We start from the raw sequence: 26960 nt of genomic DNA, 5'->3' as shown, positions 1-26960 counted from the left end.
GTCAAATAAATGCAGTGTGATCAGAGTAGGAAAATTTATGCTCGATGAAATAGGCAGATATCTAAAAATAATTTTTCAGTGAAGATACTGTAAATATATATTATTTGTAAAAATAAGTGCAGATTTTTTTATGTAATTAAGCTTAGATATTGATCTCCAGGAAAAGTAATAAAATTATGCGAGTGATCTCTAAAAGTAAACCAAGAACATTCAGGTTACACAAGCAAGTCCTGATATTTTCCTTAAGCTTAGTGGTGTTTTTAGTAATATTTTTGACTAAAGTACCTGCTAGTATCCAGCTAGATGCTTCTAGGGCTGTGACGCCCATAGAGCTACCGCTTTCAACGATTGGTAGAACAATTGTGGCTGCGATGCCCATAGATCCCATAGAGCTACCGCTTTCAACGATTGGTAGAACAATTGTGGATGCGAAAGGCAAGGCTGTATTGCCCAGAGGTGTTAACTGGTTTGGTATGGAAACTAATACACACGCCCCTCATGGTTTATGGAAACGAGATTATAAAGAAATGCTGGCGCAGATTAAAAGCTTGGGATACAACGTCATCCGATTACCTTATTCTGTGGCAGGATTGCGATCGCCTAATGTAAGTGGCATTGACTTTGGAATTGGCAGCAACATAGAACTCCAAGGTAAAACCCCCTTAGAGATAATGGACTTAATCATTCAAGAAGCAGGACGCCAAGGATTACTAATCCTACTCGACAGCCACCGCCTCAACGACGAGCAAATTCCAGAATTATGGTATGGAGATGGGTTTACGGAAGCAGACTGGATCGATACCTGGAAAATGTTAGCCATTAGATACAAAAATCAAGCTAACGTCATTGGCGCAGACTTAAAAAACGAACCTCACGGGAAAGCTAGCTGGGGTGATAACAACATTAATACCGACTGGCGACTAGCAGCAGAACGCGCAGGCAATGCTATTCTAAGTGTCAATCCTAATTGGCTGATTGTCGTTGAAGGTGTAGAAAAGAATGTCCCCGGTCAAAAACTGCTACAGCATTGGTATGGTGGAAATTTAGAAGGTGTTAACCACTACCCAGTACGTTTATCTAGTTCTAACAAGCTAGTCTATTCTCCTCATGAGTACGGCGCTGGGGTGTACAATCAGCCCTACTTTTATGACTCTAACTTTCCTAAAAATCTAATTGATCGCTGGGAAATAGGATTTAACTATATCGCTAGTCAGAATATTGCTCCCATCTTGATTGGAGAGTTTGGGGGACGGAAAGTAGACTTAAATTCCAAAGAGGGAATTTGGCAAAATGAGTTGGTGAAATACATTCAAAAAAATAACTTGAGCTTTACTTACTGGAGTTGGAATCCTGATAGTAGCGATACAGGCGGAATTTTACTAGATGATTGGCAAAGTGTTGATCTACCCAAGCAGCAATTACTGTCCCAACTGCTCTCACCTGTACAAGTTCAACCGACAGTTCAACCGACAGTTCAACCAAGTAATCCTCCTGTTTCCCCAACTCCGACTCCTTCTGTTTCCCCATCTCCTACTGGTGCTACCCAACTAAAAGTTACTACTGACATCAATTCCAACTGGGAAACTGGATTTTGTGTCAGTTTCAAAATTACAAATCAGGGAAATACCAAGGTTAGCAATTGGCAACTGGGATTTAATATGAATCAAGCTAAGATTAATAACTCTTGGAACGCAGATTTTAAGCAGCAAGGAGCGACACAGTATGTAGTGACTCCTTTGGACTGGGGAAAAATAATTGAACCAAATCAAGTACGGGATACTGGCTTTTGTGCCAATAAACTTGGTTCTGACTACCAACCGCAGCAAATAGCCGCCGTCTCCATTTAAAGCCAAAATCACCTGATAACCAATCATCATTAGACATTTTTAAACTCCATTTTTTTACAAATATCTCTCGGTTTTATGACAATTGTAAGAAAGGTATTACAGGTTTAAAGGGGTATCCACAATTCCAGAAAGATTGTCGTTCTGTTGAATACAAAACATCAGGATGGAAGCTTGCAGATAATCGTAAATCCATAACCTTTACTGACAAAAAAGGTATTGGGCGATTAAAACTCAAAGGTACACGTGATTTGCATTTCTATCAAATAAACCAAATTAAGCGGGTTAGATTGATAAAACGTGCAGAGGGTGTATACGTTCAGTTTTGTATTGATGTTAACCGAGAAGAAAATATAGAACCATCAGGAAATACGATTGGATTAGATGTAGGTCTAAAAGAATATTACACCGACTCTAATGGTGCAATGGTTGAGAATCCTAGATTTCTTCGTCAAGGAGAAAAGGTTCTTAAACGTTCACAACGTCGCGTTTCCAGAAAGGTAAAAAGTTCAAAAAATCGGGGCAAGGCTAGGCTGATTTTAGGAAATCGCCACCTCAAAATAAGTAGACAATCGTATTGCACCATGCTGTGAAATTAGCACGGTGCGTAGTTCAGTCAAACCACTTGATAGCCTATGAAGATTTGAGGATTAAAAATATGGTGAGCCAGCGCGTTGGGCGGGTTCCCCGACTTGAAGCGACTGGCGAACCCGTAAGGGTGAAAAATCATTGTTTAGCTAAGTCCATTAATGACGCGTCTTGGTATCAGTTTCGTGTTTGGATTGAATACTTTGGGAAAGTATTTAAACGGGTCACGGTTGCGGTTAATCCGCAATACACAAGCGCTGTTTGCTCTAGCTGTGGTGAAATCGTGAAAAAAACACTATCCACTAGAACACATGTTTGTAGGTGTGGCTGTGTGATGGATAGGGACGAAAATGCAGCTAGAAACATCCTTAGTCGAGGATTGGGTACGGTAGGGCATACCGGAACCTTTGCACTTGATGCAAGCAACGCTTTAGGAGATGCGACCACTACTCATGCTGGAGTAATCCTGGATGAGCAAGTCATGTCTTTGATTAAAGAATCTCAGTGTCTTTAGACCTGAGAGTGTCAATCCACGCCTTCTAGCAACTTGGCAACTTGCTCTGGCGCGGGAAGCTGATTTTTTAGTTCTTGAGGCACTGTAGAAAATAGCTTATAACTTGCTATACCAATAGGTTTATTCGATTCTCTCAGTGCATACTCAACAATAGTTTTATTCTTGGATTTGCAAAGAATAATTCCGATTGAGAGATTTTCGTCTGGGAGTCGAGAGAAATCATCTAAAGCCGCCAGATAAAACTGCATTTTTCCTACATACTCAGGTAGGAACTCTCCAGTTTTTAACTCAATCGCAACTAGACATTTTAATTGGCGGTGATATAACAACAGGTCAATAAAAAATTCCTGAACACCAACTTCTAGGCGATACTGACTGCCAACAAAAGTAAACCGCCCACCCATTTCTTGCAAGAATGGTTCAACTCTAGCCAAAATCGCCTGTTCAAGCTGTCGTTCGCTGTGTTCATCTGCTAGTTCCAAGAAATCAAAAGTATATTCATCTTTGACAGCTAATTTTAATTGGTTACAGATATCGGCTGGTACAGTTTTATCAAAGTTAGTCTGATTCAACAGAGTCTTTTCATAGCTTTGATTTTCAATTTGGTGAATCAAAACATTCTTTGTCCAGCCAAATTTCCGAGTCATTCTGATATAGAATTCCCGTTCTAGGTCATCTTTGCACTTCTCTACAATGACCAGATTGTGAGTCCATCCAATTTCTCGCACCATTGGTGCGAGTTTTTCATTGTTGACATAGGATTCATAAAAAAGTCTCATCCGCCAGAGGTTAGCAGTAGAAAATCCGCTAATTCCTGGAAACTCTGCTTGTAAGTCTTTTGATAACTGTTCTACTACGGATTTTCCCCAACTAGCGCCCTGCTGTTGAGTAACAATTATCTGTCCAATGTCCCAGTAGAGGTTAATCATTTCCCGATTAACTGCTTTTAATGCTTCGTACTGGGCTGAACGAATACGCTGTTTTATTTCCATTAGCAAATGTCTGTAATTGTCTGAAATAGGGTTACTCATAGCGGAAAAGGTTCAACTCGTTCATGACCACTGCGAGGGAAAATCGAAAGTTTCTTAGAGAATTTGCCCCCGACTTGGCGCTTAGAAATAAGAATTAAATAACATACAATTTATGTCCCTGGCTTACCTCACCCTCAATCCCTCTCCGATATATTGGAGAGGGAAGCTAGATACAGGATGAAGTTTTGCATTTTGTTTAATCCACGTTCCTTAGAAATAGACCGCTATATCTTGCGCGAACAGCCCTTTCACTTTCCTATCAAGATGCAGCAGAGCGTGTGTTTAATTTTACTGTTCGCCCCTGACAGAAGTGCAGTTTCATAAGATGCACTCATGTAGCCGTTGTCTACGATCGCCTCTAGTCATTTACAATTTGTAGGTGACACAAATGACGGAATCACAAGGTTTCCAGACATCAATTCTGAAAATTAAAGAAAAAAATCATCACTAATTGCCTAAAAAGTCCGGTTTTTTTGGCCTTGTGATGATAAATAAAAATAATAGCGTTGAATGTCATGCTTCCAATCGCTAAGGATTATTGAAATTCTTCGCTGGTTTCAGGATGACTACTGAACATCAAATTTTTGCTGGGGATGCTTCTTTACCACAAAAAAAGGAGATAGAGCTACATCAAAAGGCTGAACTACAAAACTTACTCTACTACAGCACGGCGTAAATAAGCCACCCCAACGGGAAAGCCAGTCGCCTGCGGAGGGAAACCCTCCCGCAGCGCTGGTTCACCATTTGTAATGTCTGAAACCCTTGCTAAAACGTAATTACGAATTACGAATTACGAATTACGAATTACGCGAAGCGGTACTAGATGTATTTGTAAAGATGTCACGCTATCTAGGAGCAAATTTTAAAGGAATTGTAAAAGACTTGGTGCCATTTTGGCAGGTTTCTACCCAAAATATGGGATATTAGTAGATTGTACAAATCTTTATTGTTATTTACACATCAGCTACTATCTACGGAAAGCTGCTAAGACCAAGCAAATTTGACACAGAAAAGTTTAAGTAATTTATGAAGTAGGAAATAATACATGGTATTATCACTGTCTTCTCATAACGTTATCCAGTATCTGCAAGACGCGGGTCTGTGTAGCTCAGAAGATGGCGCATCAGATAAATCTGAGTTGCCAGGAAGTAGTAAGAACAATTTCGATTTACTAGTGACTCTAGCAGATAATCGCAAACTGCTCGTTAAACAAGAACGTAACGTTAAGAACAATGACGCGCCGCCTCATGAATTGTTTCAGGAGTGGCTATTTCACCAGTTGCTCCAGCAGTTTCCAGTTCTCGGCAATATTTCAGCGATGCCTACGGCGGTAAACTACGCACCGTTGGTAGTGCATTTTGACGAAGAAAATTCTATCCTCGTCCGCAATTACCTGAGTGAATATCAAGAGCTTGCGATATTCTACCACAACAATGAGATTTTTCCACAAGAAATTGCTTCTGCGATCGGCACTACTTTGGCGGGACTGCATCGCGCAACCTTCAACCGCCGAGAATATAAGGATTTTATGGCAACTGCTCCCCAAGGAGAGTTTCGCTATGGCTTTTACAATCCGGCGCAAGGAGTAGGCTCAATTGAGCCGGAGATATTTGGGACTGTTCCCACAGATGCACTGAAATTCTATGTTCTCTATCAACAGTATGAGAGTTTGGAATCTGCGATCGCAGATTTGGCATCTAACTGGAATCCTTGCTGCTTGACTCACAACAACCTGAAATTGAACAACATTTTGGTTCATTCCAGGTGGGAGAAACTAGACAATTGTCTAGTACGACTAATTGATTGGTCAGCTTGTTCTTGGGGAGATCCAGCTTTTGATTTAGGAACTTTATTAGCAAGCTATTTAGGAATTTGGCTCAAGAGTCTGGTAGTAGACCCCACTATTGATTTAGAAGAATCTCTACACCTAGCGTTGACACCGTTGGAGATTTTACAACCTTCAATTATTGCCCTAATTAGGGCTTATATAAATGCTTTTCCCATGATTTTGTCATACCGCAGTGACTTTATTTCGCGTGTTATCCAGTTTGCGGGACTGGCACTGATTCATGAAATTCAGGAGATGATTACGGGGAGCAAATACTTTAATAATGCTGACATTTGTATGCTCAAAGTTGCTAAAAGTTTACTCACTATACCGGAGCAAGCTGTGCTGACTATTTTCGGGATATCAGAGTCAGAAATCCTAAATCCTGTAGCAAAAATCCATCAACTTCCTCAACCTGTAAAAGAGGCACAGTTAATTCGCATTTATTACGAAAAAACTCGGCTTCGCGGTTGTTAATGGCAGGGAGCAGAATAATTTGAAGAAGAACACAGAATACAGAATACAGAATACAGAAAATACTATCAATCAACCGTTAACTTCTCTATTGGACATTGCTAAAAATATCCAGATTGAGTCAAGTTTTTGTATTTGCCATCCTAATTATCAACCCTTTGCTCTGCCGACTAAAATAGCCGAGAGATTTCAGCACAATTCTGTAGATTTACAACAGAAGTATCTCACTCTATTGCTGCGAAACTTTCTCTATGGAATCTATTACAATGGCTCGCTGCAAAGTACTTTAGCACTCAATACTGATAGTACTAATTGCCCGCCCAAGCATAATTTAGCAGATAATTCCATTTTGGAGATTGATTGGAACTTTTACGAACAATTGCACGCCAGTAATCACGGACTAGGTTACTTTGACCCTCAATGGCAGGTGTTGCGGAAAGAACCTGATGGGACGATGGCGGTGACTAAAGGCGGTTTAACACTTTATGTTGAGCCAGACTGCCATCTAGAATCTAGTAAAAAATCTACGAAAGTGGGTGAGATGGTAGCAATCTGGATGCCCAAAAATCGTCTGCAAAATGGCTGTTATTTGGCAGTTAGTAATGTTAGACAGAAACGCCAGAGCAACCCTGATGCTGATTTGGGAGCAGGGCGAATTTACTTTAATTTTACGGCATCTGGTGCGATCGCTCTGATGGAAAGCCTGACATTGCAATTGAATGCAGCCTCGATTCCCTTTAGCTTTCAGGTTCTCCACAACCCTTCTGCATACGGACGCTATGATTCGGGGCTACTTTACTTTGAACTCCCCGACTATCCAGCAATCCGCACAATCCTTCAGGCTGTTTATCCAGAAAATCAATCCCATTTTCAGCCGGAAATTCCTTTGTTTACCAAATTTTTAGCACCAGGGCTAGGTTTAGCCGAAGAACCAACCCAAAAATTTGCAGCACAGGAAAGTTTTGGGATGAACCGTTGCCAAATTGTCGCTAATGCTTTATTGGAAGCTTGGCAAAAAGGTAAGAATACGATGGAGGAACGGATGAGGGTTATTGACCAACACTTTGCGCGACACTTAATAGATTTGCAGCGTCCTTATCTCAATCCCGGTTCTGAGGATATTTATTATCCGTTAAATTGATGGAGAGTAGGGAGTGGGGAGTCGGGGGATGAGGGGGGATGAGGGAGATGAGGGGGATGAGGGAGAAAGAAGTAATGTAATGCCCAATGCCCAATGCCCAATGCCCAATGCCCAATGCCCAATTTAAAATTCTACAATTACCGGCACATGATCGCTGGGTTGGGTTAATTTTCTGGGTGCGACATCGATGATGCAACTTTTAGCACGCTCATATAGCACGGCTGTGAGATAGTGATGGTCAATCCGCCAACCTAAGTTGCGACGGAAGGCGGCGGCGCGATAATCCCACCAGCTGAAATTTCCGCCTTCTGTAGTGAATTTGCGAAAAGCATCGGCAAATCCGAGTGCCAGAATAGCTCGTAAGGCTTGGCGCTCTGCTTCTGTTGCCATAATGTGATTTTCTGTACTCACTTGCTCGTGAATATCTTTGTCTTCCAGTGCGATGTTGAAGTCTCCGCACACACAAATTGCAGGTTCTAACAGCACTAGCAATCGCAAATACTCGTGTAGCGCTGTCAACCAGCGCAGTTTGTATTCGTATTTTTCAGTTCCGACTGCTGCGCCATTGGGAACATATAAGTTCACAATCCGAACACCATCAATTACACCTGTAATCACCCGCTTTTGGTCATCCCATTCGTGGTGTAAATCTGGCAAAATCGCCCGAAACCCGCTACTTACGTCTAAGAGTGGCTGGCGGCTAATCAAGGCTACACCGTTATAAGATTTTTGCCCTGATATATAAAGGTTATAGCCTAACTGCTCAAAAGGCGATCGCGGAAACTCGGCATCCACAACTTTGGTTTCTTGCAAGCAGAGAACATCAACAGGATTTAGGGTTAACCAATCGATAACCTGTTCGAGGCGAGTGCGAATTGAGTTGACGTTCCAAGTAGCGATTTTCATTCGTTAGTTATCAGAATTTTTGTAAATTACTAATTACACATCATGTAATTTTTGTACAATTATTTAATACTTATAATTTCTGTTCCATTTCCCAATTACGTTTAAACGAAGCTTTAATGACTTGATCCCATTCAGTATTTTAGTATTCTCAGCTACAAATTCTTCCATTTTGTAAGTTCTGCTACAAAATATTCTACTTCATTATGATCCCCAAGACAGATGCAACAAGTAATTGATTAGCTATACGGTTAGAACTGTAGCTCCAGGTTGACTTTTGCCGATAGTCGGTTAGATTTGTCGGTAGAAAATTTGCGGTACGGTTAACTGTTATTGCGCTTTTGGCAGCCTGTTAGGTTAATTTAAATGTCAAAAGAGTAAGTAGAAATCCTCTTTCCTCATAATATAATGATGTAGCTCATTATATAGAGGACAATTTCATAGACTGAACCAAAACAACTTATGAAAATCGCTCAAGTCGCCCCCTTATGGGAAAGGGTTCCACCTCCTAGTTATGGAGGAATCGAACTGGTAGTGAGTCGCTTGACTGATGAACTTGTTCGTCGCGGTCATAAGGTAACTTTGTTTGCCTCTGGCGATTCTCAAACTTTAGCTCACTTAGAAGCAGTTTATCCGCAGGCATTGCGCTTAGATCCAAATATCAAAGAGTATGCAGTGTACGAAATGCTGGAACTGAGCCAAGTTTACCAAAGTGCTGCCCAATTCGATATTATCCATTCTCATGTAGGGATTTCGGCATTAGCTTTAGCGAGTTTGATAACAGCAACTTCTACAGTCCACACCCTGCACGGTAACTTTACAACGGACAACCGTCACGCATTTAGCTACCACCAAAATCAACCCTACGTCAGCATTAGTAACTCTCAGCGTCAAATCGATCTCAATTATATTGGCACGGTTTATAACGGAATTGAGCTAGCAGATTATCCATTCGTAGCCCAACCGTCAGAACCTCCATATTTGGCTTTTCTAGGCCGTTTTTCGCCAGAAAAAGGTCCACAACATGCGATCGCTATTGCGAAACAGAGTGGTTGGCGCTTGAAGATGGCAGGAAAGGTTGATCTAGCAGACTCTAAGTTTTTTGAACAAGAAATTGCCCCCTTAATAGATGGTCAGCAAATCGAATATCTAGGCGAAATTAGCCACACCGAAAAGGCTGAACTTCTGGGCAATGCTGCCATAACTCTTTTCCCCATTAACTGGCAAGAACCTTTTGGCTTAGTAATGATTGAATCAATGGCAACTGGTACACCAGTGATTGCCATGAATTTCGGCTCGGTACCAGAAGTGATTGCCCACAATAAAACAGGTTTTATCTGCAAAAGCTATGCAGAAATGGCGGCAATGATTCCACTAGCTTTGGAACTGAATCGTCAAACCTGTCGAAAATATGTGGAAAACAACTTTAGCGTTAGCCAAATGGTTAACGGATATGAAGCTGTTTACAGACAAATTATAAAAGACCGCATAGAATCTAATGGCCGCATTCATGCTGCCAAAATCCAGTTTTAATCAACTGCTTTTTTATCCAGCTTAAACAATAACTTTTTTAAGGAGCACATTGGTATGAGTACGAGAACTAACACCTGCCCATGCTGCGGTGGTTCCCTCCTGCGTCATGCCCGTCATGGTGAACTATATTGGTTTTGCCTGTCGTGCCGACAAGAAGTACCGCTATTAACTGCTACTCGTTTGCCTAATCTGGAAACCCGGAACACCGGAGTGGTTCCCCAGCCAGTGGTGAATACTTAATTCTTCGACATAATAAAGCCTAATATAGTAATCCGCTTTGATTATTGAACTGGCTTGCGTAGGCTGGGAGTGGGGAGTAGGGAATAAGCCTTTTCGATTAGTACTTAATTTGTTCAAAAATCAAATAGGAGTCCTATAGAAATCGAGTTTACACCTATCAATTAGCTCTAACTGATAAAATCGGATGAAGCTAATTGATAGGTTTAAAATTTTGTTAGCAGCCTTACTTTATGGCCAAGAAGATTTACGCTTAGAGGAAGTTGCTGACCCCACTCCGGCGGCTGGTGAAGTTGTGATCCGAGTGGGGGCGGCAACAACTTGTGGTACAGATTTGAAAGTCTGGCGGCGTGGTGGTCATGCCAAGATGCTGAAACCGCCGTCACTATTTGGTCATGAAGCTGCTGGGCGAATAGTTGCCTTGGGTGCAGGTGTCGCTGATTGGCAAGTAGGCGATCGCATTGTCGCTAATAATTCCGCCCCATGCTGCCAGTGCTTTTTTTGTCAACGCCAAGAGTATTCATTATGTCCGAACCTGACCTGGAATAATGGAACTTTTGCCGAATACCTGAAAATTCCTGCACCAATAGTACAGCATAATTTGTTACAAATTCCCGATGAGTTGCCGTGGGAATTGGCAGCGATGACGGAACCCTTAGCTTGTGTGTTACATGGTATAGCGCGTTCTGATGTCAAAACCAAAGATCAAGTAGTCGTCTTAGGAGATGGGGCGATCGGGTTGATGTTTGTGGCGGCGTTGAGTGAGAAAGCTGAGGTTTTGCTGTGGGGAGGTAATAACCACCGGCTAGAAATTGGTCAGAAATTGGGTGCAATCCAGACCTTTAATTATCATCAAATCCCACATATTCCTAATGTGGTGAAAGAACTTACCCAAGGATGGGGTGCAGATATAGTAATTGAAGCCACTGGTGTACCAAGTGTTTGGGAAACTGCGATCGCCTGCGCCCGTCCTGGTGCAACAGTCAACTTATTCGGTGGATGTCCACGAGATACCAGCATTACTGTCAATACAGAACAGCTACATTACAGCGAACTTACTATTAAAGGCGTGTTTCATAATACACCGGAGTATGTGCGGCAGGCGCTTGCACTGATTGCTAGTCGCAAAATTCCCTTTGAGTTACTTATTAGTGAACAGCGATCGTTAAAAGATTTAGAACAGGTGTTTTGTGAGATGAAGGCGCGTCAGGTTATTAAGGTAGCGATGATTCCTTAGTTTTTTAAGAAAGGTAGGAGGAAAGAAGTAGGCAACGCAGGCTCTGTTACCACCGTAGGCATCGCCGATATAACAAATGCCAGCGCCGATATCACAAATGCGATCGCCGATATAACAAATGCCAGCGCCGATGTAGCAAATGCAATCGCCGATGTAGCAAATGCAATCGCCAATGTAGCAAATGCGATCGCCGATATAGCAAATGCGATCGCCGATATCGCAAATGCAATCGCCGATGTAGCAAATGCGATCGCTGATATCACAAATGCGATCGCCGATATCGCAAATGCGAGCGCCGATGTAGCAAATGCGATCGCTTAACGTTAAGTTAACACCCATATACAGATGTAGGCCCCTATAGCCCAATACGCTTGGGTTAAGCCTAAAACTCTTTGTGAAAATTAATTTTTTTTAACGAACCGCAGAGGCGCAGAGAACACAGAGAGAAGGAAGAAATGCTTAACTGAACTGTATTGCCCTATAGCCGATTGATTATATTGCAAAGATTTTTCAAAATGCTATGACAAAATATTAGACAAAGGATGCGAAGAAAAATGAAAGGACTTTGGCTCGAAAACAACCAGTTGCAATTACGCACAGATATTGCTATTCCTGAACCACCACCGGGAGAAGCCTTGGTACGTGTCTTGCGTGCAGGTATCTGTAACACTGACCTGGAACTACTCAGAGGCTACTATCCTTACCGTGGTATTTTAGGTCATGAATTTGTCGGCATCGTCGAACAAGGACCAGAACACTTAGTTAACCAACGCGTAGTTGGAGAAATCAACGCTGTGTGTGGGCATTGTCGGTTTTGTCGCAGTGGACAACCAACTCACTGCGAAAATCGCACAGTTCTAGGTATTGTCAACCGTCATGGAGCCTTTGGAGAATATCTCTGTTTGCCGGTGGAGAACTTGCATCGCGTACCTGATAATGTGCCAACAGAAGTAGCAACATTTACTGAACCTTTAGCAGCAGCTTTGGAAATTCAGCAGCAAGTATTATTGCATCCAAATGACCGCGTGCTAGTGGTTGGAGATGGCAAACTAGGGCAATTGGTAGCCCAGACACTAGCCCTAACTGGCTGTGAACTTTTAGCTGTGGGGCGTCATCGAGACAAACTAGCTAACTTAGAAGCACGGGGAATAAAAACGAGTCTAGCCGATGCTGTTACAGATGGATATTTCGATATCTCAGTAGAATGTACTGGCAACCCAGAAGGATTTGCGATCGCTCGTCGCGCCCTACGTCCTCGTGGTACGCTTGTACTTAAAAGTACTTATGCTGGCAACCTCAGCCTGGATGCTTCTTCTTTAGTAGTGGATGAAATCACCCTCATCGGCTCCCGTTGTGGTCCCTTTCCCCCAGCACTCCAGCTACTAGCTACAGGACAAGTTGACGTGCAACCCCTGATTCATGCTACCTACCCCCTGATTGAAGGTCTTGCAGCTTTTGAACACGCTCAGAATCGGGGTGTTTTGAAGATATTGTTAGAGATTGGTTAGGGGTTGGGTGTAACCCTGTCGAGGTGAAATATATGAAATATATATAGATTGATTTCTCTCAGCATAACTGCGGTTGCCGAAGTCTAAGGCGATCGCACTTGCTGATCATTTGAGTGAGAATTTTGCAATTATTTGCTACTTTGAAACATGATGCAAATAATTGAAATTTCTCCATTCCAAGCATTTCGCCGCAGTGTGGCAACAGTGATGCAGGTAGTTCCAAAGGAGCTACGTTATGTAACAATTCTGACATTACTGGGTGGTGCAGGCCCAGCGCTCGCCATTTGGCTCAACAAGGAGATCATTGATGAAATTACCCGCTTATTGAGCATCGGCACAACGGAAAATGCGATCGCCCTGATACTTTCCCAACCACTGCTACTCTCCAGTATTGCCGGTTCCCTGCTGGTGAATTTGGTAAGTGATGCGATCGCAAACATCAATCCCTTTGTATATACTTCTCTGCGCGATCGCATTTCCGGTTTTGTCCAAGGACAAGTGATTGAAAAGATTGCCACTTTTGAAGATATTGCCCTGTTTGAAACACCCGATTTGCTCAATTTGGTGCAGTTGACCGAAAAGGGAGTGCAACGACTTCCAGAGCTTTGTATGAGGCTTGTGACGATGTTAGAGGGAGTTTTTATCTTCATTCCAGCCATACTGCTTTTGGTGTCTCTTGCTTGGTGGGTACCCCTAATTTTGTTTAGCTGCGTTACCCCTGTGATGTATGTGCAGATAAAATACCGTAAGCAAGTTTGGGGAGTAGAAAGAACCCAAGCGAGTGTTCTTCGTGAAATGAACTTATATAAAACGGTTTTAACCGGAGAGACATACGCCAAAGAAATACGCTTATTTAGCTTGCAAACCTTACTATTAGAACGCTGGCACGGGCTTTACCGGACTATTTTTCGGGCAATGCAACAAATCCGCCGTCGGGGGACAACAGCCGTTATTGGCTGGTCTTTATTGAGTGGTTTAGGTTTGGCGTTGCCCTATGTATACGTAGTCCAGGGAGTGATCGGTGGAACCCATACTTTGGGGGATTTGGCGCTTTACACTGGGGTAATTTTGGAAGTGCGTCGGAGTTTGGAGAATCTGATGTCTGGCGGGTCAGAGTTGTATAATATTGCACTGGCAACGACGCCTATTTTCCAGCTTTTGGAGTTAGAGCCGCAGTTATCCCGTTCTCATCCAGAGTTGCAATCAAAGAAGGTATGGGGAGAAGCCAAGGAATCGGCTGCTAACAATCGGAACTTTCAAAAAAATGGAAATAATTCATCTGATCATCGGCAAGCTTTATCAGGTGTGAATGCAACTGAGTATAAAAAACTCCATCCCCTTGTGGGTGGAGTTTTTGGGCATGGGGAATGGGGAATGGGGAATGGGGAAGAAGTTACCAATGCCCCATGCCCTATGCCCCAAGGGTTGGGGGGAGCAACCTCGACCACCCACGAGGGGATGGAGTTTCCCGCCGCTTTCAATGAAGCATCGCAGACAGGTATTTACATCAAAAATCTATCCTTTAGCTATCCCAACAGCGATCGCCCAATCCTAAAAAACATCAATCTGACGATTCACCCCAACGAGATGATTGTATTAGTGGGTGAAAATGGTGCTGGTAAGACCACATTAGCAAAGTTATTATGTCGCCTCTATGATCCTAGCCAAGGTGCGATTATTTGGAATGGGCAGGATTTGGCATCGCTCCCGTTAGAAGATTTGCGATCGCGGATTGATGTAGTTATGCAAGATTACGCTCGGTTTCCGACTACTGTGCGGGAGAATGTTGCCTTTGGAGATTTAGCGAAAATGCAGGATGATGCCGCGATCACAGAAGCGATCGCTGAGGCTGGTTTGGCTAAAGTAATTCAAAACCTCGATCAAGGTTTAGAAACCCTCTTGGGCAAACAGCTAGAAGGAGGTATTGATCTATCAGGTGGACAATGGCAAAGATTAGCGATCGCTCGTGCTTTGTTGCGACTGTCTCCAGCCGAACTAGTCATACTTGACGAGCCAACAGCGAACCTTGATCCGAAGACAGAACATGAGATTTACAATATTTTGCAGAGCTTGGCGAAGGGGAGAATAGCCGTTGTAGTCAGCCATCGCCTCGCCTTGGCAAAACTAGCAGACCAAGTAGTAGTACTAGAACATGGTCAAATTATCGAGGTAGGCACTCATGACGAACTCATCGCACTAGGGGGACAGTATCATTTGATGTTTACTCGTCAAGCTAGTAGTTATAAGTGAGTGGGGAGTGGTGAGTGGGGAGTGGGGAGTGGGGAGATGAGGGAGATGAGGGAGATGAGGGAGATGAGGGGGACAAGGAGCATACGTGTCAACTTAGAGCCAGGGCGAATAGAATTTGCGGGTACACAAACTCTCGTCCACCTCCGTGGACTAATACAAAATCAAGGGTTCTTAACCCACGGAGGTGGGTTAAGTCTCGTGTAGACGCGGTTTCTAACCGCCCTTTTAACCTTAAGTTGACACCAATGCCCAATGCCCAATGCCCAATGCCCAATCTTTATTCAGGTAACTTATATTGCTCAACAATACGCTTGGCAAACTCTGGAACGTGCGCTTCTAATTTCTCTGGATGATTCCGCTTCACATACAAATAGTTCCGAGTAAAGTGAGAATCAATGGAAAACCGCGCATATTCTAAACCCTTGGGGCCGATTTTTTCGATAACCACACCCATGAGTTTTGCTGCCCACATGGGGAGGGTAACGCCTTTATCGTAGGCGGGAATGCTTTGCTGTACAGCTTCCTTACGATTCCCTTTAGACATCACTGGTTGGGTGTCTAACTGGTCTTTCACCAAGTCCAGCATTTCCTTACCTGTGTCATTTCTAACTACAATCCATTGCCAGCCGAAGGGTGCGCCCATGTAACCAACGACTAAATCGGCTAGGGAGTTGACGTAATCAAAACAACTCATACAGGATGGGGCAAAGACATCTTTAAGTTTGTTGGTCTTCAAGCCAAAGAAAGGTACTGTTTCTGATGAGCCATCCTCATGTTTGAAGTGAACCCGGAAGTCTTGCATGAATTCGTAATGCACAACTGTATCAGGCGATCGGCTGGTGGTTTCTAAGAATTTTTGCAGTCCGGCGCGGTTAACATTATCTACGCAGGGCGTACCCAAAACATACAGCTTTTCTAAACCAAGTTGTTTTTCTACGGCTCGTAATGCCTGAATTTGGCAACCAACACCAATTACCAACAGCCGCTTCATCCCCGATTTTTCCACCTGTTCCAATACGGAAAGGTTCGGGGAAAGTGTTGGTTTATTTACCCGTGCTGCTAGTATTTCTTCTGGAGTCCGGGCGATGATGGGCATGGGTTGAAAGCGGTCTTCTTTGGTGTTTTGCACACAGACGACACCTTCAACTAAGCCGCGATTGAGCATTTCAATGGCAATGCTGCTAACAATACCCGTCCATTGTGCGCCTGCGATCGCCTGCTGTTTCCGCGCTGCTATCATATCTTGGTGAACACCAAAGTAGAGTTCATCAGGGTTGTCAAGATGGCGCGATCGCGTGTGCGTTTCTGCTTCAAGTTCGCCTATTTGCTGATTAATAAAAGCGCAGGCTTCCTTGACATAGTGAATATAGTATGTATCACATAGTCCGCACTCGCTACACAGTTCTTTAGCAGGGCGGCGGCTGGTAGGTTTGAGGGCTTTAGCTTTTTTGTGCTTGCTAGAATCAACTGAAGTCATATAAATTTTTTGTTTTATCTAGGAATCGCTTTTATTACAATACCTTTATCGGCTATGAACTTCACGATGATCAAGGGTTTTCAAATCCCCAAACTTTCAGTTACCGTGAAAATAATATTTAAGTTGAATGATTGTACTTGCCTCAAGATAGAAGATATTTCTCCTAAAAGAGTTGTATTTTGGTAAAAAAGCCTATCTATGAGGTTGACAATGGAGGCAAAAAGTGAAACCTTCAACCGACGCGCACCGCTAATTACGGCTGGAATTTTTCTTGGTGTGGGTCTTGGAGGATTTCTTGATGGAATTTTACTGCATCAGCTCCTCCAGTGGCATCATATGGTCAGTAGCATTCGACCTCTGACAAACACGGCGAATATAGATTTGAACATGGTATGGGATGGGTTATTTCATGCCTTGGATTGGGTATTCACCGTGGTCGGACTTGTGTTGCTATGGCGTGCAGGAGGGCGTGATGATGTTCCTTGGTCATCACAGACTTTTATTGGGTCAATAGTGATTGGGACTGGGTTGTTTGACTTGGTTGAAGGTTTAATTGACCACCAAATTCTCGGTATCCATCATGTAAAAGCAGGCCCAAATCAGTTAGCTTGGGATCTAGGATTTCTTGCATTCGGTGCGCTACTTATTGTTATGGGCTGGATAATGATCAAAAAAGAGTCAGTAGTCAATTAATCATTGGGCATGGGGCATGGGGCATTGGGCATTGGGCATTGGGCATTGCTTATTCTCCTTGTCCCCCTCATCCCCCCACTCCCCACTCCCCACTCCCCACTCCCCCCTATGACAGATACTTTTGAAAAAACTAGCTGGAGTTGGCAGCTTTCTCAATTTCAACAACAAGCGGGAGAATGGTGGGAATACCAGTTTTACCGCTTTGAACAGGCAATGCCCGAATTGCCTACTGGATGGTCAATTAGCCCAAGGCTTGGTGAGTTGCTGAAATTCCTGTTTTGGCTGGTAATAGGCTTATTTATAGCTTGGGTGGGTTGGCGATTATGGCGAGAATTCAGTCCTTATGTATATTCTTGGCTGAATAGAAGTGGTAATCTCATTGATTTTCGCGCAAAAACTCGCTCTAGTGAGTCATCCATAGCCCTTTTGTTGGAGCGATCGCAAGAATTTTACCGTCAAGGTAACTACCGTGAGGCTTGCCGTTGTGTCTATTTAGCGATGTTGCAACAGTTGGATCAAAACGCGATCGCACCCCACAAACTCAGCCGCACAGATGGAGAATATCTACAATTGCTGCGATCGTCTGTGACTCCCATACAGCCTTATGAAACTTTAATTACTACTCACGAGCAATTATGTTTTGGCAATGCCGAGATTTTGCCAGACAATTATCAGCAGTGTCGGCAAGCTTATCGGGAAATTTCGCAAGCATGAAAAAGCCCTGGCGAATAGAATTCGCACGCCACTTGCTTCAAGTCGGGGAACCCGCCCAACGCAGTGGCTTGGCTACACAGGCAAAGTCCGCCTGCGCGGACTAAGGAAAAATTGAGTGTTTGAAACCCACGCGGGTGGGTTTTGCTTCGTGTAGACGCGGTTTCTAACCGCCCTTTTAACTAAGTTTAGGGGTTTAAGTCCCCTGCTTTTTAAGCAGAACGTTTTGGGTCGGGGTCTAAATCCCCGTCACAAAACTTACTTGCGACTTGCGACTTGCGACTTGCGACTTGTTTTAACTATATTTTCCAGATTGCCTATTTTGTGAGAATCGCGATCGCCTGATCCACAGCTTCCAAAGCAGTGTTTACTTCCGCCTCTGTGACAATTAGCGGTGGCACAAATCGGACTACTTTTGGCCCGGCGGGTACCAGCAATACGCCCTGGTTGATGGCAGCATTGACGACATCGGCTGCGGTTAGCCCGATGTCGGCTCGCAACTCCAAACCGTTGATTAAACCCCAACCCCGAACTTCGGCAATGTGCTGAGGATATTTCGCGGCGATCGCTCTCAATCCAGTTCGCAATTGTTCACCCCGATCTTCCACATTCTGCAAAATATTTTCCCGCTCTAATGTCTGGCAAACACTAAGTGCCACACCACACACAAAAGGATTTCCGCCAAAGGTGCTGGCGTGTTCCCCTGGTTGGAAAATATCACAGAATTTCTTGCTCATCATTGCACCGATGGGAATACCGCCACCTAAGCCTTTGGCACTGGTGAAAATATCCGGTTCAACGCCGAGATGTTCGTAACCCCATAATTTGCCACTGCGCCCCATGCCAACTTGCACTTCATCAAAAATCAATAAAATGCCAGTTTCGTCGCAAATCTGCCGGAGCTTTTTGAAATAGGCAACATCTCCGGGACGCACACCGCCTTCTCCCTGCAATGGCTCAATCAGAATCGCCGCTACCCGATAATCGCCTTCATCCAACTCGCTAATTGCTACTTCCACAGCGTTAATATCGTTGTAATTTACGTAGTGGAACCCAGGAACCAAGGGATCAAAATACTTTTGATACTTCGGTTGTGCTGTGGCGGTAACGGTTGCTAAAGTCCGTCCGTGGAAACTAGCATGGGCGGTTAAAATAATCGGTTTTTCAATGTCTAATACTGTGTGGGCATATTTCCGCGCCAGTTTAATTGCGGCTTCGTTAGCTTCAGCGCCAGAGTTGCAGAAAAATACGCGATCGGCACAGGAATGATCAACGATCCATTTTGCCAATTCACCTTGCTCAGGAATGTAGTACAAATTAGAGACATGGTGCAGCTTCTGGATTTGGCGTGTCACCGCTTCTACCATCGCTGGGTGGGCGTGCCCTAAAGTACAAGTGGCAATTCCCGCCACAAAGTCCAGATATTCTCGCCCCTGTGTATCCCAAACCCGGCATCCAGCACCCCGTTCTAGGGCTAAGGGAAACCGCGCGTAGGTGGACATGACAGCTTCATTAAAGCTATCTGCATCAAAGGGACTGGATGCTGACCCTGAATCTGGGGGGATGGTGGCTTGGTCAACGAGAGTTTGTAGGCTCACTACCGCTCCTCCTGAAAGTTTTTAATTATATAGTTATTTACTAGTTTCCTAGAAATCCCTAAAAAATACTTTTTATTTAGCACAACTCGTACTTCTTCTTAGGCTAACGCTTATATAACCTCAAACGCTTGGCGGTGGTGAAAAAACTTTGTACTCAAGACTTGAGCAATTGAAAGCCACAAATCCCCGACTTCTTAAAGAAGTCGGGGATCTTGTCGATCACGATTGACTTAGTAACCCAACCGCCATTTCCAGATGCATCTTAGCCTTGTGCAAATTCAGCAGGTTCTCTTGATCAAACCGATCGGGGTAAGCCATCCTCCTACCTTCCAAGGTTATTTTAATCAGTGCTGCTTGCTCATCTGTGGGTGAATTTATTTCATCTATCACCCCTTCAAAAAATTGAATGATGCTAAATCCAGGAGATTTTAATCCCCTTCCTTCTCTCACCTGCTGGAGTGCTAGCTGAGGAAATGCCATCAGAGAAGTTATGTAGCTGACTTTGTATGCTGCACTTCCTGTAGGCTTAATACCATATCGACGGCATAAGTCGCGTAATTCTGGGATGGTTTTGATTTCTAACTCGGAACGCGTGAACATAAAATAGAATTACCTCTTGGTAAAAGTGGTATCGGTGGTGAACCGTTTGTCAGACTGAGAACACCACCGATTTAAAACTTTATATCGTTGTTAACATCGATTCAATCGTTATTTACATCTCTCAATAATGCCTAACCCCAAGGGTAAACCTGAAAATTTCGGAAATCAACCAAGCAAAGAACTAACTGAACAACTCAACTTTCGGGTTACTAAGGATATGAAAGAAGAGGTGAAAGCACAAGATGACCCCCCAGAGTTCTGTAGACGCGCTATCCAGGAAGCACTAGACAAGAAAAAAGATAAGTAGTCCTGAGTTATTTAGATAACTTGTAGTTTAAATATACTAAAAAAGACGAATGCTATAAAGTTAGTAAAAAACTAGAAAAAGTAGGCTAAAAGTACTATTGTTACGTTATTCTCAACACTTGATTACCAGCATTAAAAATCTGCTCTGCGGTTAAATCAAATGTTGTACTTAGTTTAAATATACTAAAAAGGACGAATGCTATAAAGTTAGCAGAAAACTAGAAAAAGTAGGTTAAAAGTACTATTGTTACGTCATTCTCAACACTTGAGCAAAAATATCAACGTATCCAAAAGGAGTTAATGGCCGGGGCGATCGCTCTTGGCGGTGTTTTCTTCATTGGCACTTTGTGGTATCGAATAATAGAGGGCTGGTCATGGGAAGATGCGGCTTACATGACAGTCATCACTTTAGCGACTGTGGGATATGGAGAGACGCACCCATTGGGTAGCCGAGGACGGTTGTTTACAATTGCCCTGATTTTGTTGGGTGTAGTCAATATCGGTTACATTGTCAACAGATTTACAGAAGCAATCATTGAAGGCTACTTTCACGAAGGAATTCGGCTACAGCAGCAGAGGCGGTTAATGGAATCTCTATCAGAACATTACATTATCTGTGGATTTAGTCGGACTGGTCGTCAAATTGCCAAAGAATTTCAGGCAGAAGATGTACTGTTTGTGGTGATTGATTCGGGGATGGAATCTGTACAAAGGGCGCAGATGGAAGGTTACACGGCATACCAAGGCGACGCTACCCTAGATGATACACTCTTGAAAGTTGGCATTGAAAGAGCGACTTGTATCGTTGCAGCACTTCCTTCAGATGCCGAAAATTTATATATAGTATTATCAGCAAAAACACTGAATACGGGAATTCGGGTGATCGCACGGGCAAGTACAGAAGAGGCTTTGCAGAAGTTACAACGCGGTGGCGCCGATGAGGTGATATCCCCCTATATTACTGGTGGGAAGCGCATGGCTGCTGCGGCTCTCAGACCTCAAGTGTTGGACTTTGTAGACGGGATTTTGACAGGTACAGACCGTCAGTTGTATATGGAAGAATTTTTACTTGACCCGGCTTTTTGTCCTTTTGTGGGTCAGAGTTTGCAAAAAGCGAGATTGCGATCGCAAACTGGGGCGTTAGTTCTGGCAATTCGCCGCCTTGATGGGACTTTAATCGGTGGACCCACTGGCGATACGGTGTTAATGCCGGGAGATCGGCTAATTGGGATGGGTACAGCAGAGCAGTTGCGGAGCCTTAACCAAATTCTCGGCCCAATTGGTTCTCAGAAATTGCGTAAACCGAAAAATAGCTGATTTTATTTTTCCTTTATTAATTTTTTATACTAAATTTAGGTAATTATTACATAGTGTAATTGCATAAGCGGATAGTATAAGATTATGCAATGAAACTTACTTTAGCGATCGCCACAATATTTACTTTTACTTTGGGATTTTACACCACACAGACTATTGCTGCTCCTCTGGCAAATCCCAAAAGCATTTGACTTATCTGTACCTCAACTCAAATGAAATCAGCGATCTCAAGGCTTTATCCGCTCTGACAAAATTAACTTTTCTGAATATTAAGAATAACGCGATCGCACGCAAAATATGATGAATTTAACTGCTTGTATTTTGCTCAAGCCAAGCGACTAAATCAGATACATTTGAAAAATCTAAAAATGCTTATCCCAATCCTTCCAATTGTTCAGTAGATAATACTTGGAGACGTTCAATTATTAATAAATCTATCTCACCAAAGCGTCTATTTACAAGGCGTAAAGTATATTTCAATGCTTCCTTCTGTTCTCCCTGATGCAAAATATCCTGATAAATCACTGACTCTTGCATAATCTCCTCCCGGAATAATTGACGAATAAAATCTTTCTCAAACTTCAACCCTGCTAAAATCTCCGTGTAAGCAGCAGTATTTTGTCTAGTCTCGATATCTGGAATTTTAGCAATTTCCTCGGCAACCTGCGATAATAACGCTTGGGCTGAATCTGTTCGTGTTAACGGTGCTAAAGGTAATAACGCAAAATTGCTAAGAAATAATGCCGAATCTTGCTCCCACATTCGTATAACTCGAAAACGGTGGGTTGTGACTTCGCTGACATATTCTTCGGTAAAAGCGATTTCGTTACTAGTCTCTTGCAAGAAAATCACTACCTGGGTAACAGGAACTTGATATTTCCGTGTCAATCTGACGTAATAATCTAGCATCCGCAGAGAAATTGGTTTTTGGGATTTAATTGTGGTTTGAAATTCCAGGTGTAAAATCCGATTTTCTGTTTGCAGAAATGTCACGGAATCAGCGCGGATCGGTTCAATGCTCAATTCGGTTTTTAAAATTTCAATTGTTCGCGGTTCTTGATTTAATAACCAACGAGTAAAATCGCGGGGATACTTTTCTGCGAGTATTTTACAAAGGTTGTCGTATTCTGCCATCTGGCATGATTGCACCTGATTTTATTAATTATTATCTTTTGGTAGATTACGCTTAAATCAGCCACTGTAAAATATTGGCTTTGCTAATCAATGCCCAATGCCCAATGCCCAATGCCCAATTAATAATCAATTTCTTTCCACCCATGCATGGCTGCGATGCTTTTTGTAACCCATTCGATCGTAATTGGGGGAGCTTCTGATATCAAAATGCTAGGATAAACTGCTGCACCCCAGTCGGGATGAATTAACACACGGCATTGATTTTTAATCACTGGATAGTTGAGCAAAGCTTTGACAACTGCTGTGTCATCGTGGGGGATTGCTCCCGGATGGGACAATAAAGGATAGCCTGTACGAGGGTCGATTAGGTCGGTTAAATAGCCGCGATCGCGCAGATTAAATGCTAAATCGCAGCCAAATCTCATAAACTTTTCTCGCAAGCGTTCTTTCTCTGTCTCGACTTCTGCCGTCTTTTCAACTAGTTGATAACGCGATTGCTGTAAGACAATCACTACTCGTAAAAATGGCTGCCGTTTCCAATCTGGTAATATCCGTTCGCAGTTGGCACAGATATATTGACTGGGAGGATGAATTGAAATTTGAACCGCTTGTCCCGTTTCGGCAACTAAGTTAATGGGACAGGCTTGCTCCGAAGTGTAAACCTTGGGATAGTTCACTAAATTGATTCGGTTTATGCAAGTTTTTTAATTTAATCTCCGGTATAGATGATAGCTCTTAAAAGTTCCAAAAAATCATCAATCTTCTCTAATATGTTGCTTTTTTTGGTAGCAGTTGTTAATAATTTAACAATTTTAATCCGAATTTTATCCTTTATTAACCTATTCTAATGGGATTTGCGGCGATCGCTGTAGGCGTTGGAATAGATACAGCGTGTGGTAGACAAGCGATGCCTACACCTACGCTCCTGAAATTTGGTCGATCAAAATCCCCAAAAATGACCCGAATTAATCGAGTTTTAAAGAATTCACTGGCACCTCATCCCAAGAATCGACTGTCCGCAATCGCGCTACCCAACCTGCTGCCTTTTGTGTCTCAGTTAAATTATTCTCATAGGAATCATGACAATCTTTAGCTTGAGATTCATTACAACAGGCAATACAGGCATGAATCATCCCAGACGGATCAATTTGCTCATTTACCCAAATAGTCATGGAGTATTCCCTCGAAAAGTCTAGCGAAAAAAGCTATTCGTCATTTTAGAATACTATCAATCAGTCGGGGTACAAATGTTTTGGAGTTCAGATTATTCCTACACCAGAACAAAAAACACAGTGCTACATATTGTGCTGCTGGTTTACTAGGCTTTACTTGCCTATAAATATCGTTCGGATGGATGAACGGACAGAAAATCTATTCTTCTTGGCAGGTGAGGAAAATATTATAGAAATATACCCTAACGGTAAATGGAGATACATAGGATGAGCAAGCCTAATTTTCATGCAATGAGTCAGAAAGAGTTACATGATTACGTTCTTGCTCATCGGGAAGATCAGGAAGCCTTCTACGCTTATGTGGATAAGCTGCATGTCGAAGGTAATTGGATTGAAATGCCACCGTTACAGTCAGAAGAGGATTTAGAAAATTATCCTAAGTTCATTGAGCGTATTCGTAGCAGTTCTGAGCCACGAGATGGAGCAGTTTAACGCTGCATTGTAGTTACAGCAGCTTTTGGGCTATCCTCAGTTTCGCCGATCGCGATCGCGGATTATTAGCAATTTCCTCTTCTTGGGCAATAATCGGCTTTTTTGTCAAGACCTTTAATAAAGGTGAATTTCTTAAACCGTGCTTCACCGGGCGATCTTCCAAACTGTGAAAACTGATAATCGCAATTCTGCCGCCAGGGACAAGGGCATTTGGTGCTTTATCCAAAAAGGTTTCTAGGGATTTTAACTCATCGTTGACGACAATTCGCAGAGCTTGAAAAACACGGGTAGCGGGGTGAATTCTACCATAACGGTATTTAGGGGGAACTGAAGAAGCGATCGCTTCAGCCAACTCAACAGTCGTGTGCAACGGACGCCGTTCTACAATGCGTCTAGCAATGCGCCGTGATAATCGTTCTTCACCGTACTTAAAGAAAATATCTGCTAAATCTGCTTCATTCCAATTATTAATCACATCGGCAGCAGTTAGCGATCGCCCTCGATCCATTCGCATATCCAAATTTGCGGCTTGGCGAAAGCTGAAACCCCGTTCTGGCTGATCTAAATGGTAAGAGCTCACCCCTAAATCGGCGATAATACCGTCAAAAGTATTAGGCGTAAACTCGTAGTCAGCAAAGTTGCAATGAATAAATTGTATGCGAGCCTCCTTCGCAGGAGCTTCTCCTGACGGAGACGCTTCGCGAACGCTAACGCTATATTCAGCTAAATTCTTCTGCGCTGCTGCTAAAGCATCTTCATCCTGGTCAACAGCCGTTACCCGCACATCCGCCGCAGCTTCTAAGATCAGGCGACTATGACCACCACCGCCTACCGTCACATCTAAATAATGCCCGCCCGGACGCACCGCTAAACCCTCAATTACTTCTCGCCCCAAAACGGGAATATGCGAAAAAGCCAATTCTTCTAAATCTAGTGGTGTTTGTGAATCTGATTTCATCTTTAATTTTATTTTTGATAAAGTTTGCACACGCTACGACAACGTAAACGTCCTGTAATAATAAATAGACATTCATTCATTCTTCTAACTCCTCTTTGCTACTTTCAGAGGCTTGGCGTAGTGCGAGGAATGCCTCTTTTAAAGGTTGGCTGACAGCACTATCAGGTTCATCGAGTACTAATTGTTGATATGCCTCCAAAAAAACCATTCGTAATCTATGGAAAAGATGTAGAAAATGATCGTCAAATCGGAAACAACCCTTTCAAAAGCTAAATCAAGGATAGCTTCTGGGGTTGACATTGAGATTCTAGCTGTTGTGTCTGAGTGCCATTAACAGTATTTTTTCTAATATCATCTAGCGCATAATTTACCCACAGGATTTCTGTTCGCAATCCTTTTATAGAATGGCAAGTTTTAGTGGGTGCTTCGATGCATTTCCAATCACTGTAAAGTTCTTCCATGAGAGAGCATTGATAACCTGAGATAGCAACTTTGCCTTTGATATTATGAAGAACATCACTCAGTTTCCGATGTTGTTCATCTGTCATCTCGTAAGCGTAAGCTTGACGATCGCCTCTTGAAGCATGTGGATATGGAGGATCGCAATAAAACAAAGTCTCTTCAGAATCATAGCGTTGAATCACTTTAATTGCTGAGTCATGCTCCATCTGAACTCGTAAAAGTCTTTGGACAATCCCAGGCAAATCTTCTACACTTCCTAACCATCTGGAAACTGCACCAGCCATCCCCGCACGGCTGGTTAGTTTACAGTGTGCCCACCTACCAGAACTTGCCTTCTGTGCTAACCCAGTTCTAACCTGTCTAGCTGTGATGAAAAATCGTCTAGCTCTTTCAATATCAGATAAATTTTGGGTAGGTTCAGAGATTGCTATCTCGAATTCTTCACGAGAAAAGGGAGTCAGACCAATAGCTTCAATTAAACTTTCCTTTTGCTCTCTTAATACACGAAAAAAGTTTACTAATTCACCATCCAAGTCATTATATGTTTCTACTGGTGAAGGATGTCGATTGAGCAAAACTGCCGCCGAACCTCCAAATGGTTCACAGTAATGCTGGGCATCTGGTAATAGAGGTAAAAGCCAATCAAGATGGCTGAACTTACCACCATACCAGCCAAAAGCTATCAGTTTTTTTTTGCCCATTTTTTTATGCTTGTAGGTTTCTAATCTTTGAAAAAAGGTCTAAAATACTATGACACAAAAGTATGAAATCAGCGATATACAGCAGAATTCAGAATTAAGGAGTCAGAATTCAGAAGTAAAACAGGCTTTATACCTGACTTTGAGACTTAGCTTGTGTACTTCACCAACCTGAAATCTGCTGTATTCTCTGCCAGACGCTACACGTAGCTTGCTTCCCCGTCGGGGTACGATGGGCTATTCGTCATCGCACC

The 26960-nt window shown here is 43.0% G+C and carries 29 protein-coding genes and 2 pseudogenes; 19 read left to right on the top strand and 12 right to left on the bottom strand.

The window, feature by feature from the left end; genetic code table 11:
- The first annotated feature begins 176 nt into the window (after window positions 1-176).
- Window positions 177-1847, top strand: coding sequence for a cellulase family glycosylhydrolase (locus tag V7L05_RS03205; RefSeq protein WP_335161725.1), 1671 nt, complete (start codon window positions 177-179; stop codon window positions 1845-1847).
- Between the two features lie 53 nt (window positions 1848-1900).
- Window positions 1901-2946: pseudogene (locus V7L05_RS03200) on the top strand (RNA-guided endonuclease InsQ/TnpB family protein); the annotation flags it as partial.
- Window positions 2947-2957: 11 nt separating this feature from the next.
- On the opposite strand, the gene V7L05_RS03195 reads toward V7L05_RS03200, so the two are convergent.
- Window positions 2958-3977, bottom strand: coding sequence for a PDDEXK nuclease domain-containing protein (locus tag V7L05_RS03195; RefSeq protein WP_335161723.1), 1020 nt, complete (start codon window positions 3975-3977; stop codon window positions 2958-2960).
- A 201-nt stretch (window positions 3978-4178) separates the two neighbouring features.
- Between V7L05_RS03195 and V7L05_RS03190 the strand changes: the two are divergent.
- The 4 genes and pseudogenes from V7L05_RS03190 to V7L05_RS03175 all read left to right on the top strand — a co-directional run.
- Window positions 4179-4276, top strand: a pseudogene (locus V7L05_RS03190) (WYL domain-containing protein); the annotation flags it as partial.
- Between the two features lie 746 nt (window positions 4277-5022).
- Window positions 5023-6282 (top strand): aminoglycoside phosphotransferase family protein, encoded by a 1260-nt coding sequence (locus V7L05_RS03185; protein ID WP_335161721.1) that lies wholly within the window; start codon window positions 5023-5025, stop codon window positions 6280-6282.
- A gap of 19 nt (window positions 6283-6301) precedes the next feature.
- Entirely contained in the window at window positions 6302-7420 is a 1119-nt protein-coding gene (locus tag V7L05_RS03180; protein ID WP_442937830.1) for a T3SS effector HopA1 family protein, read from the top strand.
- 13 nt (window positions 7421-7433) lie between these two features.
- Complete coding sequence (locus tag V7L05_RS03175; RefSeq protein WP_335161719.1) at window positions 7434-7547, top strand: histidine kinase; 114 nt, start codon at window positions 7434-7436, stop codon at window positions 7545-7547.
- Here the strand turns inward: V7L05_RS03175 and xth are convergent.
- Window positions 7544-8326, bottom strand: a complete 783-nt coding sequence (xth, locus tag V7L05_RS03170; RefSeq protein ID WP_335161717.1) for an exodeoxyribonuclease III — start codon at window positions 8324-8326, stop codon at window positions 7544-7546. The genes V7L05_RS03175 and xth overlap by 4 nt on opposite strands.
- Window positions 8327-8785: 459 nt before the next feature.
- Here xth and V7L05_RS03165 point away from each other — a divergent pair, with 459 nt between their 5' ends.
- The 3 genes from V7L05_RS03165 to V7L05_RS03155 all read left to right on the top strand — a co-directional run bounded on the left by V7L05_RS03165 (window position 8786) and on the right by V7L05_RS03155 (window position 11330).
- A complete protein-coding gene (locus tag V7L05_RS03165) occupies window positions 8786-9856 on the top strand; it encodes a glycosyltransferase family 4 protein (protein ID WP_335161714.1) in 1071 nt (356 codons plus the stop codon).
- Window positions 9857-9910: 54 nt separating this feature from the next.
- Window positions 9911-10096 carry a hypothetical protein gene (locus V7L05_RS03160; protein WP_334939347.1) on the top strand — a complete coding sequence of 62 codons (186 nt, stop codon included), beginning with the start codon at window positions 9911-9913 and terminating at the stop codon, window positions 10094-10096.
- A 211-nt stretch (window positions 10097-10307) separates the two neighbouring features.
- Window positions 10308-11330, top strand: coding sequence for a zinc-dependent alcohol dehydrogenase (locus V7L05_RS03155; RefSeq protein WP_335161844.1), 1023 nt, complete (start codon window positions 10308-10310; stop codon window positions 11328-11330).
- On the opposite strand, the gene V7L05_RS03150 is transcribed toward V7L05_RS03155, so the two are convergent.
- On the bottom strand, window positions 11268-11669 hold the full coding sequence (locus tag V7L05_RS03150) for a hypothetical protein (protein ID WP_335161712.1): 402 nt from the start codon (window positions 11667-11669) through the stop codon (window positions 11268-11270). The genes V7L05_RS03155 and V7L05_RS03150 overlap by 63 nt on opposite strands.
- Before the next feature lie 215 nt (window positions 11670-11884).
- On the opposite strand from V7L05_RS03150, the gene V7L05_RS03145 reads away from it, so the two are divergent.
- The 3 genes from V7L05_RS03145 (at window position 11885) to V7L05_RS03135 (ending at window position 15441) form a co-directional block, all read left to right on the top strand.
- A complete protein-coding gene (locus V7L05_RS03145) occupies window positions 11885-12838 on the top strand; it encodes an MDR/zinc-dependent alcohol dehydrogenase-like family protein (RefSeq protein ID WP_335161710.1) in 954 nt (317 codons plus the stop codon).
- Between the two features lie 147 nt (window positions 12839-12985).
- Window positions 12986-15088, top strand: a complete 2103-nt coding sequence (locus V7L05_RS03140) for an ABC transporter ATP-binding protein (protein ID WP_335161708.1) — start codon at window positions 12986-12988, stop codon at window positions 15086-15088.
- A gap of 14 nt (window positions 15089-15102) precedes the next feature.
- Window positions 15103-15441, top strand: coding sequence for a hypothetical protein (locus V7L05_RS03135; protein ID WP_335161706.1), 339 nt, complete (start codon window positions 15103-15105; stop codon window positions 15439-15441).
- Here V7L05_RS03135 and V7L05_RS03130 read toward each other — a convergent pair.
- Complete coding sequence (locus V7L05_RS03130) at window positions 15366-16565, bottom strand: Coenzyme F420 hydrogenase/dehydrogenase, beta subunit C-terminal domain (protein WP_335161704.1); 1200 nt, start codon at window positions 16563-16565, stop codon at window positions 15366-15368. The two genes, V7L05_RS03135 and V7L05_RS03130, sit on opposite strands and share 76 nt — an antisense overlap.
- A 210-nt stretch (window positions 16566-16775) precedes the next feature.
- On the opposite strand from V7L05_RS03130, the gene V7L05_RS03125 reads away from it, so the two are divergent.
- Together V7L05_RS03125 and V7L05_RS03120 are read left to right on the top strand one after the other, a co-directional pair.
- Window positions 16776-17258, top strand: coding sequence for a DUF2243 domain-containing protein (locus tag V7L05_RS03125; RefSeq protein ID WP_335161702.1), 483 nt, complete (start codon window positions 16776-16778; stop codon window positions 17256-17258).
- Window positions 17259-17366: 108 nt separating this feature from the next.
- Window positions 17367-17972 carry a DUF4129 domain-containing protein gene (locus tag V7L05_RS03120; protein ID WP_335161700.1) on the top strand — a complete coding sequence of 202 codons (606 nt, stop codon included), beginning with the start codon at window positions 17367-17369 and terminating at the stop codon, window positions 17970-17972.
- Between the two features lie 314 nt (window positions 17973-18286).
- Here V7L05_RS03120 and V7L05_RS03115 read toward each other — a convergent pair whose 3' ends face one another.
- Both V7L05_RS03115 and V7L05_RS03110 read right to left on the bottom strand, forming a co-directional pair.
- A complete protein-coding gene (locus tag V7L05_RS03115; protein ID WP_335161698.1) occupies window positions 18287-19567 on the bottom strand; it encodes an aspartate aminotransferase family protein in 1281 nt (426 codons plus the stop codon).
- Between the two features lie 219 nt (window positions 19568-19786).
- Complete coding sequence (locus tag V7L05_RS03110) at window positions 19787-20167, bottom strand: hypothetical protein (protein WP_335161696.1); 381 nt, start codon at window positions 20165-20167, stop codon at window positions 19787-19789.
- Window positions 20168-20294: 127 nt separating this feature from the next.
- Here V7L05_RS03110 and V7L05_RS03105 point away from each other — a divergent pair, with 127 nt between their 5' ends.
- From V7L05_RS03105 to V7L05_RS34595, 3 genes are all read left to right on the top strand, one after another.
- Complete coding sequence (locus V7L05_RS03105) at window positions 20295-20474, top strand: hypothetical protein (protein ID WP_292798616.1); 180 nt, start codon at window positions 20295-20297, stop codon at window positions 20472-20474.
- Window positions 20475-20773: 299 nt separating this feature from the next.
- Entirely contained in the window at window positions 20774-21790 is a 1017-nt protein-coding gene (locus V7L05_RS03100) for a potassium channel family protein (protein WP_335161694.1), read from the top strand.
- A 187-nt stretch (window positions 21791-21977) separates the two neighbouring features.
- Window positions 21978-22091: a leucine-rich repeat domain-containing protein gene (locus V7L05_RS34595; RefSeq protein WP_442937829.1), complete on the top strand. Its 114-nt coding sequence runs from the start codon at window positions 21978-21980 to the stop codon at window positions 22089-22091.
- Window positions 22092-22162: 71 nt separating this feature from the next.
- On the opposite strand, the gene V7L05_RS03095 is transcribed toward V7L05_RS34595, so the two are convergent.
- The 3 genes from V7L05_RS03095 to V7L05_RS03085 all read right to left on the bottom strand — a co-directional run bounded on the left by V7L05_RS03095 (window position 22163) and on the right by V7L05_RS03085 (window position 24096).
- Window positions 22163-22924 (bottom strand): Rpn family recombination-promoting nuclease/putative transposase, encoded by a 762-nt coding sequence (locus V7L05_RS03095; protein WP_442937828.1) that lies wholly within the window; start codon window positions 22922-22924, stop codon window positions 22163-22165.
- 119 nt (window positions 22925-23043) lie between these two features.
- Window positions 23044-23601 (bottom strand): methylmalonic aciduria and homocystinuria type D protein, encoded by a 558-nt coding sequence (locus tag V7L05_RS03090; RefSeq protein ID WP_335161692.1) that lies wholly within the window; start codon window positions 23599-23601, stop codon window positions 23044-23046.
- A gap of 288 nt (window positions 23602-23889) precedes the next feature.
- The gene (locus tag V7L05_RS03085) at window positions 23890-24096 is read right to left on the bottom strand and encodes a glycogen debranching protein (protein WP_334953636.1); all 207 of its coding nucleotides are present in this window, start codon (window positions 24094-24096) and stop codon (window positions 23890-23892) included.
- A gap of 55 nt (window positions 24097-24151) precedes the next feature.
- Here V7L05_RS03085 and V7L05_RS34590 point away from each other — a divergent pair, with 55 nt between their 5' ends.
- Together V7L05_RS34590 and V7L05_RS03080 are read left to right on the top strand one after the other, a co-directional pair.
- A complete protein-coding gene (locus V7L05_RS34590; RefSeq protein ID WP_442937833.1) occupies window positions 24152-24367 on the top strand; it encodes a DUF6888 family protein in 216 nt (71 codons plus the stop codon).
- The gene (locus V7L05_RS03080; RefSeq protein ID WP_335161690.1) at window positions 24364-24588 is read left to right on the top strand and encodes a DUF6887 family protein; all 225 of its coding nucleotides are present in this window, start codon (window positions 24364-24366) and stop codon (window positions 24586-24588) included. Before V7L05_RS34590 ends, V7L05_RS03080 begins: the two co-directional genes overlap by 4 nt.
- 13 nt (window positions 24589-24601) lie before the next feature.
- On the opposite strand, the gene rsmH is transcribed toward V7L05_RS03080, so the two are convergent.
- The 3 genes from rsmH to V7L05_RS03065 form a co-directional block, all read right to left on the bottom strand.
- Complete coding sequence (gene rsmH / locus V7L05_RS03075; protein WP_335161688.1) at window positions 24602-25546, bottom strand: 16S rRNA (cytosine(1402)-N(4))-methyltransferase RsmH; 945 nt, start codon at window positions 25544-25546, stop codon at window positions 24602-24604.
- Between the two features lie 76 nt (window positions 25547-25622).
- A complete protein-coding gene (locus tag V7L05_RS03070) occupies window positions 25623-25754 on the bottom strand; it encodes a hypothetical protein (protein ID WP_335161686.1) in 132 nt (43 codons plus the stop codon).
- A 61-nt stretch (window positions 25755-25815) separates the two neighbouring features.
- On the bottom strand, window positions 25816-26709 hold the full coding sequence (locus tag V7L05_RS03065) for a DNA adenine methylase (protein ID WP_335161684.1): 894 nt from the start codon (window positions 26707-26709) through the stop codon (window positions 25816-25818).
- Window positions 26710-26960: the final 251 nt, after the last annotated feature.

This window comes from Nostoc sp. (genome assembly GCF_036917755.1).
In the GTDB taxonomy this organism is placed as follows: domain Bacteria; phylum Cyanobacteriota; class Cyanobacteriia; order Cyanobacteriales; family Nostocaceae; genus Nostoc.
This window is presented reverse-complemented; position numbering and strand designations above follow the sequence as displayed.

Bases quoted from the DNA above. Each gene is read 5' to 3' on its own strand.
- V7L05_RS03205 (WP_335161725.1), top strand. From the start codon at position 177: ATGCGAGTGATCTCTAAAAGTAAACCAAGAACATTCAGGTTACACAAG.
- V7L05_RS03195 (WP_335161723.1), bottom strand. From the start codon at position 3,977: ATGAGTAACCCTATTTCAGACAATTACAGACATTTGCTAATGGAAATA.
- V7L05_RS03185 (WP_335161721.1), top strand. From the start codon at position 5,023: ATGGTATTATCACTGTCTTCTCATAACGTTATCCAGTATCTGCAAGAC.
- xth (WP_335161717.1), bottom strand. From the start codon at position 8,326: ATGAAAATCGCTACTTGGAACGTCAACTCAATTCGCACTCGCCTCGAA.
- V7L05_RS03165 (WP_335161714.1), top strand. From the start codon at position 8,786: ATGAAAATCGCTCAAGTCGCCCCCTTATGGGAAAGGGTTCCACCTCCT.
- V7L05_RS03160 (WP_334939347.1), top strand. From the start codon at position 9,911: ATGAGTACGAGAACTAACACCTGCCCATGCTGCGGTGGTTCCCTCCTG.
- V7L05_RS03150 (WP_335161712.1), bottom strand. From the start codon at position 11,669: ATGGGTGTTAACTTAACGTTAAGCGATCGCATTTGCTACATCGGCGCT.
- V7L05_RS03145 (WP_335161710.1), top strand. From the start codon at position 11,885: ATGAAAGGACTTTGGCTCGAAAACAACCAGTTGCAATTACGCACAGAT.
- V7L05_RS03140 (WP_335161708.1), top strand. From the start codon at position 12,986: ATGATGCAAATAATTGAAATTTCTCCATTCCAAGCATTTCGCCGCAGT.
- V7L05_RS03130 (WP_335161704.1), bottom strand. From the start codon at position 16,565: ATGACTTCAGTTGATTCTAGCAAGCACAAAAAAGCTAAAGCCCTCAAA.
- V7L05_RS03125 (WP_335161702.1), top strand. From the start codon at position 16,776: ATGGAGGCAAAAAGTGAAACCTTCAACCGACGCGCACCGCTAATTACG.
- V7L05_RS03120 (WP_335161700.1), top strand. From the start codon at position 17,367: ATGACAGATACTTTTGAAAAAACTAGCTGGAGTTGGCAGCTTTCTCAA.
- V7L05_RS03110 (WP_335161696.1), bottom strand. From the start codon at position 20,167: ATGTTCACGCGTTCCGAGTTAGAAATCAAAACCATCCCAGAATTACGC.
- V7L05_RS03105 (WP_292798616.1), top strand. From the start codon at position 20,295: ATGCCTAACCCCAAGGGTAAACCTGAAAATTTCGGAAATCAACCAAGC.
- V7L05_RS03100 (WP_335161694.1), top strand. From the start codon at position 20,774: ATGGCCGGGGCGATCGCTCTTGGCGGTGTTTTCTTCATTGGCACTTTG.
- V7L05_RS03095 (WP_442937828.1), bottom strand. From the start codon at position 22,924: ATGGCAGAATACGACAACCTTTGTAAAATACTCGCAGAAAAGTATCCC.
- V7L05_RS03085 (WP_334953636.1), bottom strand. From the start codon at position 24,096: ATGACTATTTGGGTAAATGAGCAAATTGATCCGTCTGGGATGATTCAT.
- V7L05_RS03080 (WP_335161690.1), top strand. From the start codon at position 24,364: ATGAGCAAGCCTAATTTTCATGCAATGAGTCAGAAAGAGTTACATGAT.
- rsmH (WP_335161688.1), bottom strand. From the start codon at position 25,546: ATGAAATCAGATTCACAAACACCACTAGATTTAGAAGAATTGGCTTTT.
- V7L05_RS03070 (WP_335161686.1), bottom strand. From the start codon at position 25,754: ATGGTTTTTTTGGAGGCATATCAACAATTAGTACTCGATGAACCTGAT.
- V7L05_RS03065 (WP_335161684.1), bottom strand. From the start codon at position 26,709: ATGGGCAAAAAAAAACTGATAGCTTTTGGCTGGTATGGTGGTAAGTTC.